The organism is Streptomyces sp. SN-593 (assembly GCF_016756395.1).
In the GTDB taxonomy this organism is placed as follows: Bacteria; Actinomycetota; Actinomycetes; order Streptomycetales; family Streptomycetaceae; genus Actinacidiphila; species Actinacidiphila reveromycinica.
In genome coordinates, this window is record NZ_AP018365.1 from 1,006,786 (window position 1) to 1,024,072 (window position 17,287).

Annotated in this window: 13 protein-coding genes and 1 pseudogene; 4 read left to right on the top strand and 10 right to left on the bottom strand. The window is 75.0% G+C overall.

From position 1 onward, the window contains the following. Positions 1-170: 170 nt before the first annotated feature. The 3 genes from cobT to RVR_RS04270 form a co-directional block, all read right to left on the bottom strand. On the bottom strand, positions 171-4,184 hold the full coding sequence (gene cobT, locus RVR_RS04260) for a nicotinate-nucleotide--dimethylbenzimidazole phosphoribosyltransferase (RefSeq protein WP_202232556.1): 4,014 nt from the start codon (positions 4,182-4,184) through the stop codon (positions 171-173). Between the two features lie 352 nt (positions 4,185-4,536). Beyond that, positions 4,537-5,763 carry a precorrin-6y C5,15-methyltransferase (decarboxylating) subunit CbiE gene (gene cbiE / locus RVR_RS04265; protein WP_202232557.1) on the bottom strand — a complete coding sequence of 409 codons (1,227 nt, stop codon included), beginning with the start codon at positions 5,761-5,763 and terminating at the stop codon, positions 4,537-4,539. A 118-nt stretch (positions 5,764-5,881) separates the two neighbouring features. After that, on the bottom strand, positions 5,882-6,526 hold the full coding sequence (locus RVR_RS04270; protein WP_202232558.1) for a GNAT family N-acetyltransferase: 645 nt from the start codon (positions 6,524-6,526) through the stop codon (positions 5,882-5,884). 221 nt (positions 6,527-6,747) lie between these two features. On the opposite strand from RVR_RS04270, the gene RVR_RS04275 reads away from it, so the two are divergent. The 3 genes from RVR_RS04275 to RVR_RS04285 all read left to right on the top strand — a co-directional run bounded on the left by RVR_RS04275 (position 6,748) and on the right by RVR_RS04285 (position 8,606). After that, positions 6,748-7,554, top strand: coding sequence for a class I SAM-dependent methyltransferase (locus RVR_RS04275; protein ID WP_202232559.1), 807 nt, complete (start codon positions 6,748-6,750; stop codon positions 7,552-7,554). An 88-nt stretch (positions 7,555-7,642) separates the two neighbouring features. Continuing rightward, positions 7,643-8,011, top strand: a complete 369-nt coding sequence (locus tag RVR_RS04280) for a hypothetical protein (protein WP_202232560.1) — start codon at positions 7,643-7,645, stop codon at positions 8,009-8,011. A 34-nt stretch (positions 8,012-8,045) separates the two neighbouring features. Beyond that, positions 8,046-8,606: a hypothetical protein gene (locus RVR_RS04285; RefSeq protein ID WP_430393214.1), complete on the top strand. Its 561-nt coding sequence runs from the start codon at positions 8,046-8,048 to the stop codon at positions 8,604-8,606. 43 nt (positions 8,607-8,649) lie between these two features. On the opposite strand, the gene RVR_RS04290 is transcribed toward RVR_RS04285, so the two are convergent. Continuing rightward, positions 8,650-9,171, bottom strand: coding sequence for a GNAT family N-acetyltransferase (locus tag RVR_RS04290; protein ID WP_202232561.1), 522 nt, complete (start codon positions 9,169-9,171; stop codon positions 8,650-8,652). Between the two features lie 543 nt (positions 9,172-9,714). Between RVR_RS04290 and RVR_RS04295 the strand changes: the two genes are divergently transcribed. Further along, entirely contained in the window at positions 9,715-10,383 is a 669-nt protein-coding gene (locus tag RVR_RS04295; RefSeq protein WP_202232562.1) for a lysophospholipid acyltransferase family protein, read from the top strand. A 131-nt stretch (positions 10,384-10,514) separates the two neighbouring features. Here the strand turns inward: RVR_RS04295 and argH are convergent, their stop codons facing one another. The 6 genes and pseudogenes from argH to argC form a co-directional block, all read right to left on the bottom strand. Next, on the bottom strand, positions 10,515-11,966 hold the full coding sequence (gene argH, locus RVR_RS04300) for an argininosuccinate lyase (RefSeq protein WP_202232563.1): 1,452 nt from the start codon (positions 11,964-11,966) through the stop codon (positions 10,515-10,517). Positions 11,967-12,133: 167 nt separating this feature from the next. Next, entirely contained in the window at positions 12,134-12,661 is a 528-nt protein-coding gene (locus RVR_RS04305; protein ID WP_202232564.1) for an arginine repressor, read from the bottom strand. 16 nt (positions 12,662-12,677) lie between these two features. Continuing rightward, positions 12,678-13,838, bottom strand: coding sequence for an acetylornithine transaminase (locus RVR_RS04310; protein WP_237405228.1), 1,161 nt, complete (start codon positions 13,836-13,838; stop codon positions 12,678-12,680). A gap of 245 nt (positions 13,839-14,083) precedes the next feature. Continuing rightward, positions 14,084-14,992: pseudogene (gene argB, locus RVR_RS04315) on the bottom strand (acetylglutamate kinase); the annotation flags it as partial. Then, positions 14,989-16,143 carry a bifunctional glutamate N-acetyltransferase/amino-acid acetyltransferase ArgJ gene (gene argJ, locus RVR_RS04320; RefSeq protein WP_202232566.1) on the bottom strand — a complete coding sequence of 385 codons (1,155 nt, stop codon included), beginning with the start codon at positions 16,141-16,143 and terminating at the stop codon, positions 14,989-14,991. The pseudogene argB and the gene argJ, both read right to left, overlap by 4 nt. Next, the gene (gene argC / locus RVR_RS04325; protein ID WP_202232567.1) at positions 16,140-17,168 is read right to left on the bottom strand and encodes an N-acetyl-gamma-glutamyl-phosphate reductase; all 1,029 of its coding nucleotides are present in this window, start codon (positions 17,166-17,168) and stop codon (positions 16,140-16,142) included. Before argC ends, argJ begins: the two co-directional genes overlap by 4 nt. Positions 17,169-17,287 lie beyond the last annotated feature (119 nt).

The following is a 17,287-nucleotide window of genomic DNA, read 5'->3' on the forward strand; positions in this document are numbered from 1 at the left end:
CGGCGGCAGCTTCCGCGCGGAAGCCGGGAACCCGGCGCTCCGCGCTCCGGCCGGGCGCCGGGCGGGAGACCCCCGGCCTGCCGCGGAGGACGGCGCCCCGCGCGCGGCGCCCGAGGGGCACCCCCGCGGGGGCGCCCGGGGCCTTTCCGGCACGATCCGCCGGACAGAACCTAGCCCTTCTCAGTGACACCCGCGGCGTCGAAGGTGGCGACCTCGTGCATGACGCGCGCCGCGCTCTGCACCAGCGGCAGCGCCAGCAGCGCCCCCGTCCCCTCGCCGAGCCGCAGGTCGAGGTCGACCAGCGGCCGCAGCCCGAGGGTGGTGAGCGCCGCGACGTGCCCGGGTTCGGCGCTGCGGTGCCCGGCGATGCACGCAGCGAGCACCTCGGGCGCGATCGCGCGGGCGACCAGCGCGGCGGCCCCCGCGCTGACGCCGTCCAGCACCACCGGGGTGCGCAGCGCGGCGGCGCCGAGCAGCAGGCCCACCATCGCGGCGTGCTCGAGCCCGCCGACGGCCGCCAGCACGCTGATGGGGTCCTGGGGGTCGGGCCGGTGCAGTTCGAGGGCCCGCCGGACCACGTCGATCTTGCGGGCGTGCATCTCGTCGTTGATGCCGGTGCCGCGCCCGGTGACCTCGGCGGGGTCGGCGCCGGTGTAGACGGCGACGATCGCGGCCGACGCCGTGGTGTTGGCGATGCCCATCTCCCCGGTCAGGAGCGCCTTGTTGCCCGCGGAGACCAGGTCGCGGGCGGTGTCGATGCCGACCTCGATCGCCTTGAGCACCTCCTCGCGGCTCATCGCGGGCCCGGCGGTGAAGTCCGCGGTGCCCGGCCGTACCTTGCGCGGCAGCAGCCCCGCGGTGGCGGGCAGTTCGGAGGCGACGCCGACGTCGATGACGCAGACCTCGGCGCCGACCTGGTTGGCGAACGCGTTGCAGACCGCGCCGCCGCCGAGGATGTTGGCCACCATCTGGCCGGTGACCTCCTGCGGCCAGGCGGTCACGCCCTGGGCGTGCACGCCGTGGTCCCCGGCGAACACCGCGACGGCCGCGGGCTCGGGGATCGGCGGCGGGCACTGCCGGGACAGCCCGCTGAGCTGCGCGGAGATGATCTCCAGCATGCCCAGCGCGCCGGCCGGCTTGGTCATCCGCTTCTGCCGCTCCCACGCCTCTCCGAGCGCCTTGGCGTCCAGCGGGCGGATGCCCCGCAGCGTCTCCTCCAGCAGGTCGTGCGGCTCCTCGCCGGGCAGCGCGCGGTTGCCGTACTCCTCCTCGTGCACGACCCAGGACAGCGGGCGCCGCTGCGACCAGCCCGCCTGCATCAGCTCGGGCTCCTCGGGGAACTCGTCGACGTACCCCACGCACAGGTAGGCGACGACCTCCAGGTGTTCGGGCAGGCCGAGTTCGGAGACCATCTGGCGCTCGTCGAAGAAGCTGACCCACCCGACGCCGAGCCCCTCCGCGCGGGCGGCGATCCACAGGTTCTCCACGGCGAGCGCGGAGGAGTAGGGCGCCATCTGCGGCTGGGTGTGCCGGCCGAGGGTGTGCCGGCCGCCCCGGGTCGGGTCGGCGGTGACCACGATGTTCACCGGGGTGTCGAGGATCGCCTCGATCTTCAGCTCGCGGAACTGCCGGGCGCGCGCCTTCGGCAGGGACTTCGCGTACGCGTCGCGCTGGGCCATCGCCAGCTCGTGCATCTTCTCGCGGGTCTTCTCGGAGCGGATCACCACGAAGTCCCACGGCTGGGAGTGGCCGACGCTCGGCGCGGTGTGGGCCGCCTCCAGCACGCGCAGCAGCACGTCGTGCGGGATCGGGTCGGGCCGGAAGCCGTTGCGGATGTCGCGGCGCTCACGGATCACCCGGTGCACGGCGTCGCGCACGGCGGGGTCGTACGGCTCCGCGGGCGGGCCCTGCGGTACGGGCTTCGCGGCGGCCGGCTCCCGCGCCGCCGCCGGGGCGGGCTCGGGGGCGGCGGGCGCCTCGGGCTGCGCGGGTGCGACGGGCCCGTCGGCGGCGGCGACCAGCTCGGGGGCCGGGACCGCGCCGGGGACCGCCGGGTCGGCGGGGGCCTCCTGCGCGACCGGTACGGCCTCGGCGGCGACCGGCTCGGGAGCCGCCGGTACGACGGCGGGCTCCGGGGCGGCCGGGGCGGGTCCCGCGTCGGCGACGGGGGCGGGGACGGGCTCGGGGCCGGGTTCGGCTCCGGACCCGGCCGGGGCCTCCGGGACGGACTGCGGTGCCACGGGCTGCGGTTCGGGCTGCTGGTCGGGAACGGCCTGCTCGGGCGTGACCTGGTCGGGAACGGCCTGCTCCGGTGCCGGCTGGTCGGACGCGGCCTCTTCCGGCACGGGCTGTTCCGCGGCCTGTTCCGCGGCCGGCGCGCCGCGGCGCTTGCCACGGCGACCCCGCGCGGCGGCCGCGGGAGCCTGCTCCGCGGCTGCCTGCTCCTGCACGGGCTCGGCCGCCTCCTCGGCGGGCGCCACAGCCCCGGCCTCGTCGGCCGGTACCGGTGCGGGCGCCACCGGGACCGGGGCGGGCCCGGCTTCGGCGACGGTCTCGGAAGCAGGTGCCGCGGCGGCCTCGGGCGCCGCCGGGGGCGCTTGGACCTGCTGCTCCGGCGGCTGGGGCGCCGCGAGCCCGCCGTCCGGCGAGGCGGCCGGACCGGCCTGCGCGGGCACGGCCGGCTCGGGAGCGGGCGGGGCGGCCGGCTCGGCGGGAGCGGGCGCCGCCGCCGCGGGCTGTGCGGGCTCGGGCGCGGCCACCGGGGCCGGCTCGACCGGTGCCGCCGCCTGGGACGGCACCTGCGCCTGCGCTGCGGCCTCCGGCTGAGGGGCCGGCGCGGACGGCTGCTGCTGGGCCTCGGGCTGCGCCTGCGGCTGGGGCTGCGCGGCCACTTCTGCCGCCGGCTCCGGCTCGGCCTGCGTCTCGACGGGAGCTTCAGCGGCCGCGGGCTGGGCCGCCTCGGCGGCCGGCGGCACCTCGCCCTGCGCCGCCTCGCTCTGCACCACCGGCTGGACGGCGTCCTGCTGCGCCGCCTCGGCCGGCGGCTGGGCCGGCTGGGCCGGCTCCTGCTGCGACTGCTGGGGCTGCTCCTGCTGGGGCTGCTCGGCCTGCGGCGCCGCCGCCTCGGGCGCCTGCGGCGCGGGCGCGGTGTCCTGGGCCGGCGCCGCCGGCTCGGCCGGGCGCGGCACGCTGTCCGCGCGCGGGATCAGCGACTGCTGCGAGGCGCCGCCGGGCGCGGCGGGCCACGGGCTGCCCGGGGCGGCGACCGCGGCGCCACCCGGCTCACCGGTCTGCTGCGCGGGGATGCCGTTCGCGTCGTCGCGCGGAACGTCGAGGTACTCCGGGCCGGACGTCGCCGGCCCGGGCACGGTGACCGCGGGGCCGCGGTCGGCGAGCGAACGCACGGAGACACCGCCGCTCGGGGTGTCCGGCACGGGCGGCCCCATGTGCAGGGGGCGCCGCGGCACGGCGGGCTGCTGCGGCGCGGGGGGCGCCTCGGCGGAGGTGTTCCACCCGGCAGCGGCGGGCTGCGGCTGCGCGGGGACGCCGTCCACCGGGTCGGCCTGTGCCGCCGCCGGCTGCGCCGGGGACCCGGAGGCGTCCGGACCGGCGCCGGCCGGCTGCGCCGGCACCTGCTGAGCCTGGACCTGCTGGGGCTGGGGCTGGACCTGCTGGGGCTGGACCGGCGCGGGCTGCGGCTGCACCGGCTGGGGCCGGACCTGCTGGGGCTGCTGGGCGACGAAGACCTGCGCGCCGTTGCCGAGCATCGGGGGCGCCACCGTCTCCAGCGGCACCTCGACCGGCACCTCCACGGAGATCGGCAGATCCACCGACGGCTGGTGCAGGGAGACCGGCTGCTGGAGGAGGTGCGGGGCCTGCTGCTGCGCCGGCACGGGGGCGGGCGGCGGCACCGGCTGGGGGTCGCTCCAGGAGCCCTGCGTCCCGGGCATCAGCAGCACGTCGTCCTCGTCGTCGTCGAGCTGCGCGCCGGGGGGTGCCGGGTGATCGAGGTAGGCGTATTCGGGCGCGGTCTGGTCGTCCACGGGCTCGGTACCCCAATCCGGTTGCTGCGGCACGCCGTTGCCGGGAAAGGCCGTGTGCGGCGGGAGAAGCGCCTCGGCGCCCGTGTCCGCGCCAGCGTTCTCCGGCAGCCCCTCGCCGGGGATCTGACCGGTGTCCGTCATGCGTGCCCCTCGCCCATCGGTTTCGCTCCTTCCAGCCGCTGCGCCCTGCATGACCCGACCCCCTACGACGACTAACGAGCGGGCCCGGCATGCGGCACGTCGGACCCGGCGCGCCCGCACAGCGCGACGCCCCGTCAACGTGTGATGACGGCACAACGATCGGTCAGCCTACCCCGGGTCCGACCGCCGTCAGGCCGGTAGTCCGCACCTCGGGACGTATCTCACACCGGCCCGGCAAGTACCGGCGCCACCAGCGGAAACGCCCTGCGCACCCGTCCCGTTGGCCTTCTCCTCCAGGCAACGGCGGGCCGCCGCCGGGGCGGTCGGGGACCGGGGGCGCGGCGGCCGTCGGTCAGCGCCTGGAGCCACTGAGCGCGAAGCTCACCGATCGCTCACGCTCGGCCCAGTCGCTGTCCAGTTCGACGGACTGCAACAGGCTCCGCTCGACGTCGTAACCGCCCTCGAAGAGGGCCCTGGTGATCGCCTCGGCCTCGTCCCGGTTGCCGGCCGCGGTCACGATCCGCTCCGGCCGCCGGGCCGCGACGGCGGCCGCCACGTCGGGGTCGGCGGTGCCGATCCGGACCACGTCGGGCTCGGGCAGGTCCTCCAGCGCGGTGGGCGCGGTGCCGTGCACGACCTGGAGTTGGACGCCGACCCGGCGGGCCGTCGCGGTGATCCAGTCGCAGGCGTCGGCGTCGCTGTCGACCGCGATGACGGCGGCGCCGAAGCCGGCCGCCTCCACCGCGAGGGAGCCGTCGGCGGCGCCGATGTCCCAGACCAGGTCACCGGGCCGCGGCCCGAGCCGGGCGAGTTGGAGGGCGCGCAACTGGGCCGGGAGGTGGCCGCCGTACTCCGCCGCGGGCAGCGCCCAGCCGCGGGCCGCTCCCGGGAACCCCGGGTCGCGCCCGGCGATCCAGCCGCCGCCGGAGTGGGTGGCGGGGCCGCCGAGCGCGGCGATGCCGTGGCCGCGGGTGGAGATCCCGCCGACCACCAGCACCACGTTCGGGTCGCGCCATATGTGGTCCGCCACCTTGTCGGAGGTGAGGACCGACACCTCCTCCTGCTCGGTGCCCAGGGCCTCGCAGATCACGAAGGTGCGGTGGACGCCCGTGAGCATGAGGGCGAGTTCGGCGGGCCCGGCGCCCGGCGCGGTGAGCACGGCGACCTTCGCGTGGGCGCGGCAGACGTTGACCGCCCGGCGCAGCGTGCGGCTGGTCGCGACCACGACGCGGGCGTCGTCCCACGGCATCCCGGCGCGGGCGAAGGCGCGGGCGACCGCGGAGACGGCGGGCACGACCTCGACCTCCAGGCCGAGTTCGGGGGCGCGCAGCGCGCGGACCACACCGAAGAAGCCCGGGTCGCCGTCGGCCAGCACCACCGCGGTGCCCCGGTGCCCGGCGATCCGGCGGGCGGCGATGTCGATGCTGCCGAGCACGATCTGCTCGGCGCCCTTCGGGACGTCCGCCAGGGCGAGGTGGTGCCGGGTGCCGGCCACGAGTGTGGCGGCGTCGAGTGCGGCCCGCGCCGCGCCGGACAGCGCGGTGCCGTCCCATCCGATCACGGTGACCCGGTCGGCCATCGTCGTCTGCCTCCATGGCGTGTGAGGGTCCCGCCGAAACTCTAACCCGCCGCGGCCCCGGCGCGGAGGCCGGTTCCGGCGGTTCGGGGATCACCCGCCGCCGGGTGGTGACGCGCCCTCACCACAGGGTGCGCGCGGACACGCGGCCGGGCGTTCCTCCCAGGGCGCCGGGCTCGTCGAGGTCCTCCCGCAGCAGGCTCCACACCAGCAGGTCCGTGCGGACCTCGGCCCACGCCCCGGCCGGGTCCGCGTCGGGGCGGGCCCGGACGATGCCGGCGCTGCGCAGCACCCCTTCGCTGACGCACCCGATCTTCTGCGCGACCTGTTGGGAGGCGGTGTTGTCCGCCGCGGTGCGCAGTTCGACCCGCTCGAAGCCCTGGTCCCGCAGCAGCCAGCGGCAGACGGTGAGCACCGACTCGCAGGCGTACCCCTCGCCGCGGGCCCAGCTCGCGGTGAGGTACCCCGCCTCGGTGCCGCGGATGCGCCAGTCCGTGTTCTGGAGGGTGACGGTGCCGACCAGCCGCTGGGTGAGCATCTCGGTGACCGCCAGCACCAGCCCGCGGCCCTGGGCGCGCTCGGCGGGCGCGCTCCTGGTGACGAACTCCAGGGCGTCGGCCGCGCTGTAGGGCTGGGGCACGTTCGTCCACGCCGCGATCAGCTCGTCGTTCATCATCTCCACGAGTGCGGGGATGTCGTCCTCGTCGTACGGGCGCAGCACCAGCCGGTCCGTACTGAGTGAGATGTCCGGAAAGGTGGAGGTCATTCGTGCTCCGTAACCAGGGCATGGGTGGATTGCACAGCATGCAGTATCGCGCCCGGCACGCGCCGGGCAGGGTCGGCGGAGGCCCGCGGGGCGGCGGCGCGGTACGGCCGGACGGGGTGAACTCGCCCGCGGCACAGGGCGGATGGACCCGTGGAAGCGGTGTCTCGCCGTTCGGTCGTGGTATCCGTGAACGTCATCCGATCCTGCTACCGTCTGCCCGCGTGAGAGTGCACCACGCAGCAGGAGTCGGCTATCAGCGGGCCGCGGGGGTCTACGAGCGCTCCCGGCCCTCCTATCCGCTCGCGGCGCTCGCCGACCTCGCGGACGCGTTGCCGCTGGAGCGGGGCCGCACCGTGGTCGACCTGGGAGCGGGCACCGGCAAGTTCACCAGGCTGCTGGCGCTGACCGGGGCGGAGGTGCTCGCGGTGGAGCCGGTCGCGGAGATGCGGGAGCGGCTGGCGGAGCTGCTGCCCGGGGTGGCGGTGTCCGCGGGGACCGCGGAGGACACCGGGCTGCGCGCGCGGTGCGCGGACGCGGTGGTGGCGGCGCAGTCCTGGCACTGGTTCGAGGCGGACCGGGCGCTGGCGGAGGTCGAGCGGCTGCTGCGGCCGGGTGGCGCGCTGGTGCTGGTGTGGAACACCTACGACACGTCGGTGCCGTGGGTGCGGGACTACCAGGACATCTACTTCCGGCTGGCCCCGCGCGACCTGCCGAGTCCGCCGCTGGCCGCGGGCGGCGGGCCGGTGGCGGTGGGCGACCCGGCCCGCGCCTGGCGGGAGGCGTTCGCCGCGCGTCCGGGCTGGGGCGTCATCGAGGAGCGGCACTGGCCGAACCCGCACTCCACGACGGTCGCCGACGTGGTGGAGCGGATGATGTCCTCCAGTCACATCGCCGTGCTCGACCCGGCCCGGCAGGCGCGGGTGCGCGCGGAGGTGCGGGCGGTGCTGGGCGCGCACGACGCGACGCGGGGCAGCGGGGCGATCGAGATGCCGTACACCACCGACGTGTACTGGGTGCGGCACGACTGAGCGACGGCCGTCACGCGCGCGCCCGCGGGCGGCTGGAAGCGGTCCCCCGGCGGCGAAGAGGGGTCGGCGCCCGTAATACAGTCGTCGCATGCTCGATTGGGTCATCTGGACGGTCTCCGTGCTCGCGCTGCTGCTCGCGGCGTGGTGCGGCTGGGCCGCCTACCGCGACTCGGCGACGAAGGACTGGCACTTCGCCGGGATGGCCGTGGTCACCCTCGCGGTGCTGGTGCAGCTCGTCGTCTCGGTCGTCCAGCTCGCCCGGGGGGACCGGCCGGAGCACGGCATGGCGGTGTTCGTGCCCTACCTGATCGGCGCGGTGTGCGCGATCCCGGCGGCGGCGTTCATGTCGCTCGCGGAGCGCACCCGTTGGGGTTCGGCGATCGTGGCGGCCGGCGGGGTGATCCTGGCCGTGCTGGAGCTGCGGCTGGACCAGATCTGGGGAGCGGGACATGGCTGAGGGCAGCACCGGGAACACAGTGGAGGGCAGCGACGTGACGTCACCCCGGCCGGCGGCCGAGACGGCAGGGCAGGCGGCCCGGCCGGAGCCGGAAGAGGCGGGGCGGGCCGGGGCGTCCGGCGGCGCCGGGGGCGGACCGGCGGACGGCGGGCCCTCGGCCGGGGGGAGGATCGGCACCGGTCCCGGCCGGCTGCTGCTCTCGCTCTACGCGGTCTTCACGGTCGCGGCGCTGTCCCGCTCGATCGTGCAGCTCAGCACGAAGTACCACGAGGCACCGCTGGCGTACGTGCTGTCCGGCGTGGCCGGAGTCGTCTACGCGGTCATCACCGTCGCGCTGTGGCGGGGCGGCGACGCGGCCCGCAGGGTGGCCCTGGTCTCCTGCTCGGCGGAACTGGTCGGGGTGGTCACGGTCGGCGTGCTGACCGTGGTGGACTCCTCGGCCTTCCCCGACGCGACCGTGTGGTCCGACTTCGGCATCGGCTACGTCTTCCTGCCGGTCGCGCTGCCGGTCGCCGGCCTGCTGTGGCTGCGCCGCTCCGCCCGGCAGGGGGCGGAGGCGGCGCCGGCACGGCGGACCGGGACCGGCGGCGCGTGAGGCCCGGACCCGGCGGGCGCGGGGCGCCCCGGTCCGGTCCGCGTCAGGCGGTCGCGGCGTAGCTTCCGGCGGGGGCCGGCGGGAGCGACGCGGTCTTCTCCATGTGCACCAGGCTGAGCCGGCGGCTGACCGGTTCGGCGGCGCCCACCTGCTCGTAACCGAGCTTGCGGTACATCCGCTGGTGCACCTGGCTGCGGTGACCGGTGAACAGCCGGTAGCGCTTGGCCTCGGCTTCGGCGGCGAGGCGGTCCTCGAGTGCGGCGAGCAGGCGCCCGCCGAGCCCGTGCCGCTGGAGGCGCGGGTGGACGATCAGTTTGCCGATGCGGGCGGTGCCGTCGTCGTCGACGGCGCCGCGTACGGAACCGACGACCTCCTCGCCGAGCCGCGCCACGAGGACGGTGCCCCCGGCGAGTTCGGCGCGCAGCTCGTCGAGGGTCTGGGTGAGCGGTTCGATGGTGTAGTCGCCGTACAGCTCTGCTTCGCCCTGATAGCACAGGTACTGGAGTTTCAGGATCTTCTCGGCGTCGCCGTGGTTCGCCGTAGAGATGGTCACGCTCATGCCCATGTCGCGCGGGCCTCCCCTTCGAAATCCGTCCGGGCTTTCTGAGGGTGTGGTGCGCGCCCGGAACGTGTGCCTGTGCGGAGTTGATGCGAATGTGCGCTCGATGTCGCCTCCGCTGGCGCCGATGATCGCACAGACGAACCGGCCGGGTACCGGTGGTGCGGCGTCCGGCACAGCGCCGCCGGGGCGGGCCCAAGGCACGCCGGGACGTCGGCTGTTTACCGTGCATTACCCCGTCCCACCGGGGATTCAACCCTCCGATTCACGACCGGAACGGGCCGTGGCGCGCCGACACCGGGCGACCTGGGGGCGGCGGCCCTGTGATATTCCCAACTCCCGGCCCGCGCAGGGGGGACGGCGGGGGTCGGATCTGCGGCCCCGGACCGGCCCCGGACCGGGCCCGGCCTGCGCGGACGTGCGGTACCCGGCGGGTGGACCCGGCGCGCGCGGGCGGCGGGCGCGCAAGTACCGTCGTGGGTGTACGGACCGGTAGGGTCGGTCCACGAGTTGACGTCCGTACCAGCCCGGAGGGGTCCGTTGTCCCGCATGTCCCGCAGCGTGCTGAAGGCGATCCTGCTCGTGCTGATGCGGGTGCTGTACCGCCCGGTGGTCGAGGGCGTGGAGCACATCCCCGGCGAGGGCGCGGTGATCCTGGCGGGCAACCACGTCACCTTCATCGACTCGCTGTTCCTGTCGCTGGTGGTCGACCGGCAGGTCTACTTCATCGGCAAGGACGAGTACGTCACGGGCAAGGGCGTCAAGGGCTGGCTGATGGCCTGGTTCTTCACCACCTGCGGCATGATCCCGGTGGACCGCGACGGCGGCCACGGCGGGGTGGCGGCGCTGATGACCGGGCGCCGGGTGCTGGAGGAGGGCAGGATCTTCGGCATCTACCCCGAGGGCACCCGCTCCCCCGACGGCCGGCTGTACCGCGGCCGCACCGGCATCGCCCGGCTCGCGCTGATGACCGGCGCGCCGGTGATCCCGTTCGCGATGATCGGCACCGACAAGGTCCAGCCGGGCGGCACCGGCATGCCCCGCATCGCGCCGGTGACGGTCCGGTTCGGCACTCCGCTGGACTTCTCCCGGTACGACGGCATGGACCGCGACCGCTACGTGCTGCGGGCGGTGACCGACGAGGTGATGTCGCAGGTGATGCACCTGGGCGGCCAGGAGTACGTCGACATCTACGCGACGAAGGCGAAGGCGGCGTGACCAAGGCGCGCTGACCCTCCGGGGAGACCCGGGGGGTGCGGCCGCCTCGCGGCGCACGGGCGGCCACACCACGCGGCAGGGGGCCGGCACGGACAACCCGTGCCGGCCCCCTGCCGTGTGCTCCGGGGGTGTCAGGCGCCGCCGTCCTTGGCCGTCGCCCAGGTGTGCTGTGCGGCCAGGTCGGCCTTGACCTCCGCGAGTTGGACCGCGACGGCGGCCGGGGCGGTGCCGCCCCGGCCGTTCCGCGAGGCGAGCGCGCCCGGCACGTCGAGCACCTCGCGCACCGCGGGGGTCAGGTGCGGGGAGATCTTCGCGAACTGCGCGTCGGTGAGCTGGTCGAGCTCGATGCCCTCGGCCTCGCACACCTTCACGCACTCGCCGGCGACCTCGTGCGCGACCCGGAACGGCACGCCCTGCCGGACCAGCCACTCGGCGATGTCGGTGGCCAGCGAGAAGCCGGCCGGGGCCAGCTCCGCCATCCGCTCCTCGTGCACGGTGAGGGTGGCCATCATGCCGGTGAACGCCGGGAGCAGCACCTCCAGTTGGTCGCAGGAGTCGAAGACCGGCTCCTTGTCCTCCTGGAGGTCCCGGTTGTACGCCAGCGGCAGCGCCTTGAGGGTCGCCATCAACCCGGTGAGGTTGCCGATCAGCCGGCCGGACTTGCCGCGGGCCAGCTCGGCGATGTCCGGGTTCTTCTTCTGCGGCATGATCGACGAGCCGGTGGAGAAGGCGTCGTGCAGGGTCACGAAGGAGAACTCCTTCGTGTTCCAGATGATGATCTCCTCGGCGATCCGGGAGACGTTGATCCCGATCATCGCGGTGATGAAGGCGAACTCGGCGACGAAGTCCCGGGAGGCGGTGCCGTCGATGGAGTTGCCCGCGCTGCCGCGCTCGAAGCCGAGGTCGCGGGCGACCGCCTCCGGGTCCAGGCCCAGCGAGGACCCGGCGAGGGCGCCGGAGCCGTACGGCGACACCGCGGTGCGCTCGTCCCACTGCCGCAGCCGCTCCGCGTCCCGGGACAGCGCCTGGGCGTGGGCGAGCACGTGGTGGGCGAAGAGCACCGGCTGCGCGTGCTGGAGGTGGGTGCGGCCGGGCATCGCCGCGTCCGGGTGCGCCTCGGCGAGGCCCACCAGCGCGTCCTGGAGGTCGGCGACGAGGCCGCCGATGACCCGGGCGTGGTCGCGCAGGTACATCCGGAAGAGGGTGGCGACCTGGTCGTTGCGGGAGCGCCCGGCCCGCAGTTTCCCGCCGAGGTCGGCGCCGACCCGCTCCAGCAGGCCGCGCTCCAGGGCGGTGTGCACGTCCTCGTCGGCGATGGTGCCGGTGAAGGCGCCCGCGGCCACGTCGGCCTCCAGGGCGTCCAGCCCGGCGGTCATCCGTTCCAGTTCGTCGGCGGTCAGCAGCCCGGCGCGGTGCAGCACCCGGGCGTGCGCCCGGGAGCCGGCGATGTCGTACGGCGCGAGCCGGAAGTCGAAGTGCACGGACGCCGACAGCTTCTCCAGCGCGGCGGAGGGGCCGTCGGCGAACCGTCCGCCCCACAGTTTGAGGTCCGGGCCGCCGGTCGCGTTCTTCTCAGCACTCACTGGTTCAGGTCCCTCTTCACGGCGATCTTGCTGGGCACGTCGAGCGGTCGACGCAGGCATAAGTATGCACTGCTCCGCATGATTTACCAAAGCCCCGGCTCGACGGGGCTCGGAGCGGTGCGCGGGGCTCCCCGCGCGGAGGATGACGGACCGCCGCCGAGGCGGCGCTACACCTCGCCCTGCGCGAGCCGCAGCAGGTGGTCCGCCAGCTTCTGCCCGCCCGCGGGGTCCCGGGAGATGAGCACCACCGTGTCGTCGCCGGCGATGGTCCCGAGGATGTCGTACACCTCCGCCTGGTCCATCGCCGACGCGAGGAACTGCGCCGCGCCCGGCGGGGTGCGCACCACCACCAGGTTGGCCGACGCCTCCGCGGAGATCAGCAGTTCGGCCGCGAGCCGCCGCATCCGCTCCTCCTTGACCGACTCCCCCAGCGGCGCCTGGGGCGTGCGGAAGCCCCCTTCCGAGGGCACCGCGTAGATCAGCTCGCCGTCGTTCGTACGGATCTTGACCGCGCCCAGCTCGTCGAGGTCCCGGCTGAGCGTCGCCTGGGTGACGCTCAGCCCGTCGTCGGCCAGCAGCTTCGCCAACTGGCTCTGCGAGCGCACCGGCTGCCGCCCCAGCAGGTCGACGATCCTGCGGTGGCGTGCGGTACGGGTCTGCGGGACTGCCTGGCCCCCGCCATGCGGCTCGGTCATCGTGTACGGATCTCCGTCATTCTCCGGATCGGTCGGCCTCAGCGGCCCGGTACACCTCGTCGAGCACACCGGGCAGCGCCCGGAGGAACGCGTCGGTCTCCGCGTCGCCCACGACGAGCGGAGGCGCCAGCCGGACCACCCCGGGAACGGCCGCGTTCACCAGGAACCCGGCGTGCTGCGCCGCGCGTTCGACCTTGGCGGCCAGCGGCTCGGTGAGCACGATACCGATCAGCAGGCCCGCACCGCGCACATGATCGACCAGCGGGTGTTGCAGCGCCTCCACGCCCTGCCGCAGCTTCTCGCCCTGCCGCTTGACGTTGTCGAGCAGGTCCTCGGCCGCGATGGTGTCCAGCACGGCCAGCGCGGCGGCGCAGGCCACCGGGTTACCGCCGAAGGTGGTGCCGTGGCTGCCCGGGGTGATCAGCTCCGCGGCCCGGCCGAACGCGAGCGCCGCGCCGAGCGGCAGTCCGCCGCCGAGCCCCTTGGCCAGGGTCATCACGTCGGGCTCGACACCCTGCGCGTGGCACTCGAACCAGTGGCCGGTGCGCCCCACGCCGGTCTGCACCTCGTCGAGCACCAGCAGCGTCCCGGTGGCCGCGGTGATCTCCCGGGCCGCGCGGAGGTAGCCCTCCGGCGGCACCACGACGCCGTACTCGCCGAGGATGGGTTCGAGGATCACCATCGCGGTGTCGGTGGTGACCGCGGCGCGCAGCGCGTCGGTGTCGCCGAACGGGACGTGGGTGACGTCGCCGGGCAGCGGCTCGAAGGCGGTGCGCTTGGCGGGCTGGCCGGTGAGCGCGAGCGAGCCCATGGTGCGGCCGTGGAAGGCGCCCTGCGCGGCCACGACGTGGGTGCGGCCGGTGAGCCGGCCGATCTTGAAGGCCGCCTCGTTGGCCTCGGCGCCGGAGTTGGTGAAGAACACCCGGCCCGGCCGCCCGGCGCGCTGGATCAGCCGCTCGGCGAGCGCGACGGTCGGCTCGGCGAGGAAGAGGTTCGAGATGTGGCCGAGCGAGCCGATCTGCCGGGTCACGGCCTCGACCACGGCCGGGTGGGCGGTGCCCAGGGCGTTGGTGGCGATGCCGCCGAGGAAGTCGAGGTACTCCTTGCCGTCGGCGTCCCAGAACCGCGCGCCCTCGCCGCGCGCCAGCGGCACCCGGGGCAGGCCGTAGCTGTTCATCAGCGCGCCCTGCCAGCGCTGGGCCAGCTCCTCGTTGGCGGTCACCGTGCTCCCCCTTCTGCGGACGTGTCCGCGGTTGCCGTGCTGTCGGTTGCGGTGCCGGCGGATGCGGCGGGGAGGGCGGGGCCGGCGGCGTCCGGGCCCGTACGGTCCGGGTCCGGGCCCGTACCGACCGGGTCCGGGCCTGTACCGACCGGGTCCGGGCCTGTACCGACCGGGTCCGGGCCTGTACCGACCGGGTCCGGGTCCGGGACGACCATCGTGCCGATGCCCTCGTCGGTGAAGATCTCCAGCAGGATCGAGTGCGGCACCCGGCCGTCGATGACGCGGGCGGTCCGCACCCCGTTGCGCACGGCGTGCAGGCAGCCCTCCATCTTCGGCACCATGCCGCTGGACAGGTCCGGCAGCAGCTTCTCCAGCTCGCTCGCCGTGAGCCGGCTGATCACGTCGTCGCTGTTCGGCCAGTCCTCGTACAGGCCCTCGACGTCGGTGAGCACCATCAGCGTCTCCGCGCCGAGCGCGGCGGCCAGCGCCGCGGCGGCGGTGTCGGCGTTGACGTTGTAGATGTGGCCGTCGTCCTCGGCGCGGGCGATCGAGGAGACGACCGGGATGCGGCCGTCGGCGAGCAGCGCCTCGATGGCTCCGGTGTCGATCGCGGTGATCTCGCCGACCCGGCCGATGTCCACCGCCTCGCCGTCGATCGTCGGGCGGTGCTTGACGGCGCTGATGGTGTGGGCGTCCTCGCCGGTCAGGCCGACCGCGAGCGGGCCGTGCCGGTTGAGCAGGCCGACCAGTTCGCGCTGCACCTGGCCGGCGAGCACCATCCGGACCACGTCCATCGCCTCGGGCGTGGTGACCCGCAGACCCGCCTTGAACTCGCTGACCAGGCCGTGCCGGTCGAGCTGGGCGTTGATCTGCGGGCCGCCGCCGTGCACGACGACCGGCTTGAGCCCGGCGTGCCGCAGGAACACCACGTCCTGGGCGAACGCGGCCTTGAGCGCCTCGTCGACCATGGCGTTGCCGCCGAACTTCACCACCACGGTCCTGCCGTGGTGCCGCGTCAGCCAGGGCAGCGCCTCGATCAGGACCTGCGCCTTCGGCAGCGCGGTGTGCTTGCGCGGGGTTCCCCCGGGGCGGGGGTCGGCGGTGGTCACGAGCTGTACGCGCTGTTCTCGTGGACGTAGTCGGCCGTGAGGTCGTTGGTCCAGATCACGGCGGACGCGTCGCCGGCGGCGAGGTCGGCGGTGATGACGACCTCCCGGAAGCGCATGTCGACCAGCTCGCGGTCCTCGCCGACCGAGCCGGCCCGGCACACCCACACGCCGTTGATCGCGACGTCGAGCGCGTCGGGCTCGAAGGCGGCGGAGGTGGTACCGATCGCGGACAGCACCCGGCCCCAGTTGGGGTCCTCGCCGTGCACGGCGCACTTGAGGAGGTTGTTGCGGGCGATGGAGCGGCCCACCTCGACGGCGTCCTCCTCGGTCGCGGCGTGCACCACCTCGATCCGGATGTCCTTGCTCGCGCCCTCCGCGTCGCCGATCAGCTGCCGGGCCAGGTCGGCGCAGACCGCGCGCACGGCTTCGGCGAACTCGTCGTACTCCGGGACGGTGCCGGACGCGCCCGAGGCGAGCAGCAGCACCGTGTCGTTGGTGGACATGCAGCCGTCGGAGTCGATCCGGTCGAAGGTCCGCCGGGTGGCGTCCCGCAGGGCGGTGTCCAGGGTGCCCGGCTCGACGTCGGCGTCGGTGGTGAGCACCACGAGCATGGTGGCCAGGCCCGGCGCGAGCATGCCCGCGCCCTTGGCCATGCCGCCCACGGTGAAGCCGGACGGGCCGGTGGCGACGGCGGTCTTGTGCACGCTGTCGGTGGTCTTGATGGCGATGGCGGCCTTCTCGCCGCCGTGCTCCGACAGTTCGGCGGCGGCCGCGCCGATGCCCGGCAGCAGCTTGTCCATCGGGAGCGGCACGCCGATCAGGCCGGTCGAGGCGACGGCGACCTCGCCCGCGCCGTGGCCCAGCACCTCCGCGACGCGCTCGGCGGTCGCGTGCGTGTCCTGGAAGCCCTTCGGACCCGTGCAGGCGTTGGCTCCGCCGGAGTTGAGCACCACGGCGGTCACCTCGCCGCCCTTGACCACCTGCTCCGACCACAGCACCGGGGCGGCCTTCACCCGGTTCGAGGTGAAGACACCCGCGGCGGCCCGGCGCGGCCCGGTGTTGACCACGAGGGCCAGGTCCGGGTTGCCGTTCTCCTTGATCCCGGCGGCGATGCCCGCCGCCGTGAACCCCTTCGCTGCCGTCACGCTCAAGGCGCCACTCCGATCGTGGAAAGTCCCGTGGCCTCGGGGAACCCGAGGGCGATGTTCATGCTCTGCACGGCGCCGCCCGCCGTGCCCTTCGCCAGGTTGTCGATCGCGCTGATCGCGATGACCCGCCCGGCGTCCGGGTCGTGGGCGACCTGGACGTGCGCGGCGTTGGATCCGTAGACCGAGGCGGTCGCCGGCCACTGCCCCTCGGGCAGCAGGTGGACGAACGGCTCGCCGGCGTACGCCTTCTCGTACGCCGCGCGCACCTCGGCCGCGCCGACGCCCGGGAGCGCCTTGGCGGAGCAGGTCGCCAGGATGCCGCGGGGCATGGGCGCGAGGGTGGGCGTGAAGGACACGCCGACCCGGCGGCCGGCGACCGCGCTGAGGTTCTGGATCATCTCGGGGGTGTGCCGGTGGCCGCCGCCGACGCCGTAAGGGGTCATGGATCCCATCACCTCGGAGCCGAGCAGGTGCGGCTTGGGCGCCTTGCCCGCGCCGGAGGTGCCGGACGCGGCGACGACCACCGCCTCGGCTTCGACGAGGGCGGCCAGGTAGGCGGGGAACAGGGCGAGCGAGACGGCGGTCGGGTAGCAGCCGGGCACCGCGACGCGCTTGGACCCCTCCAGCGCGGCGCGGCCGCCCGGCAGCTCGGGCAGCCCGTACGGCCAGCTACCCGCGTGTTCCGACCCGTAGAACCGCTCCCAGTCGGCGGCGTCCGTGAGCCGGAAGTCGGCACCCATGTCGATGACGAGCACGTCCTCGCCGAGCTGCTCGGCGACGGCCGCGGACTGGCCGTGCGGCAGCGCGAGGAAGACCACGTCGTGGCCGGCGAGCTCCTGCGCGGAGGTCTCCGCGAGCACCCGGCCGGCCAGCGGCACCAGGTGCGGTTGCAGCGCGCCCAGCCGCTGCCCGGCGTTGCTGTTGCCCGTCAGCGCCCCGATCTCGACCTCGGGGTGCCCGACGAGCAGTCTGAGCACCTCCCCGCCGGCGTACCCGCTGGCTCCGGCCACCGCCACCCGTACCGTCATCGGCTCCTCCTTCGACGGCATGACTATACGGACAGACGCGTTTTTATGCAATGACGATCGCAGCAGGTCACCGCCCCGGGCGGTTCCCGGCGCCGTCGGCGGTCGTCGCCGGCGGGGCG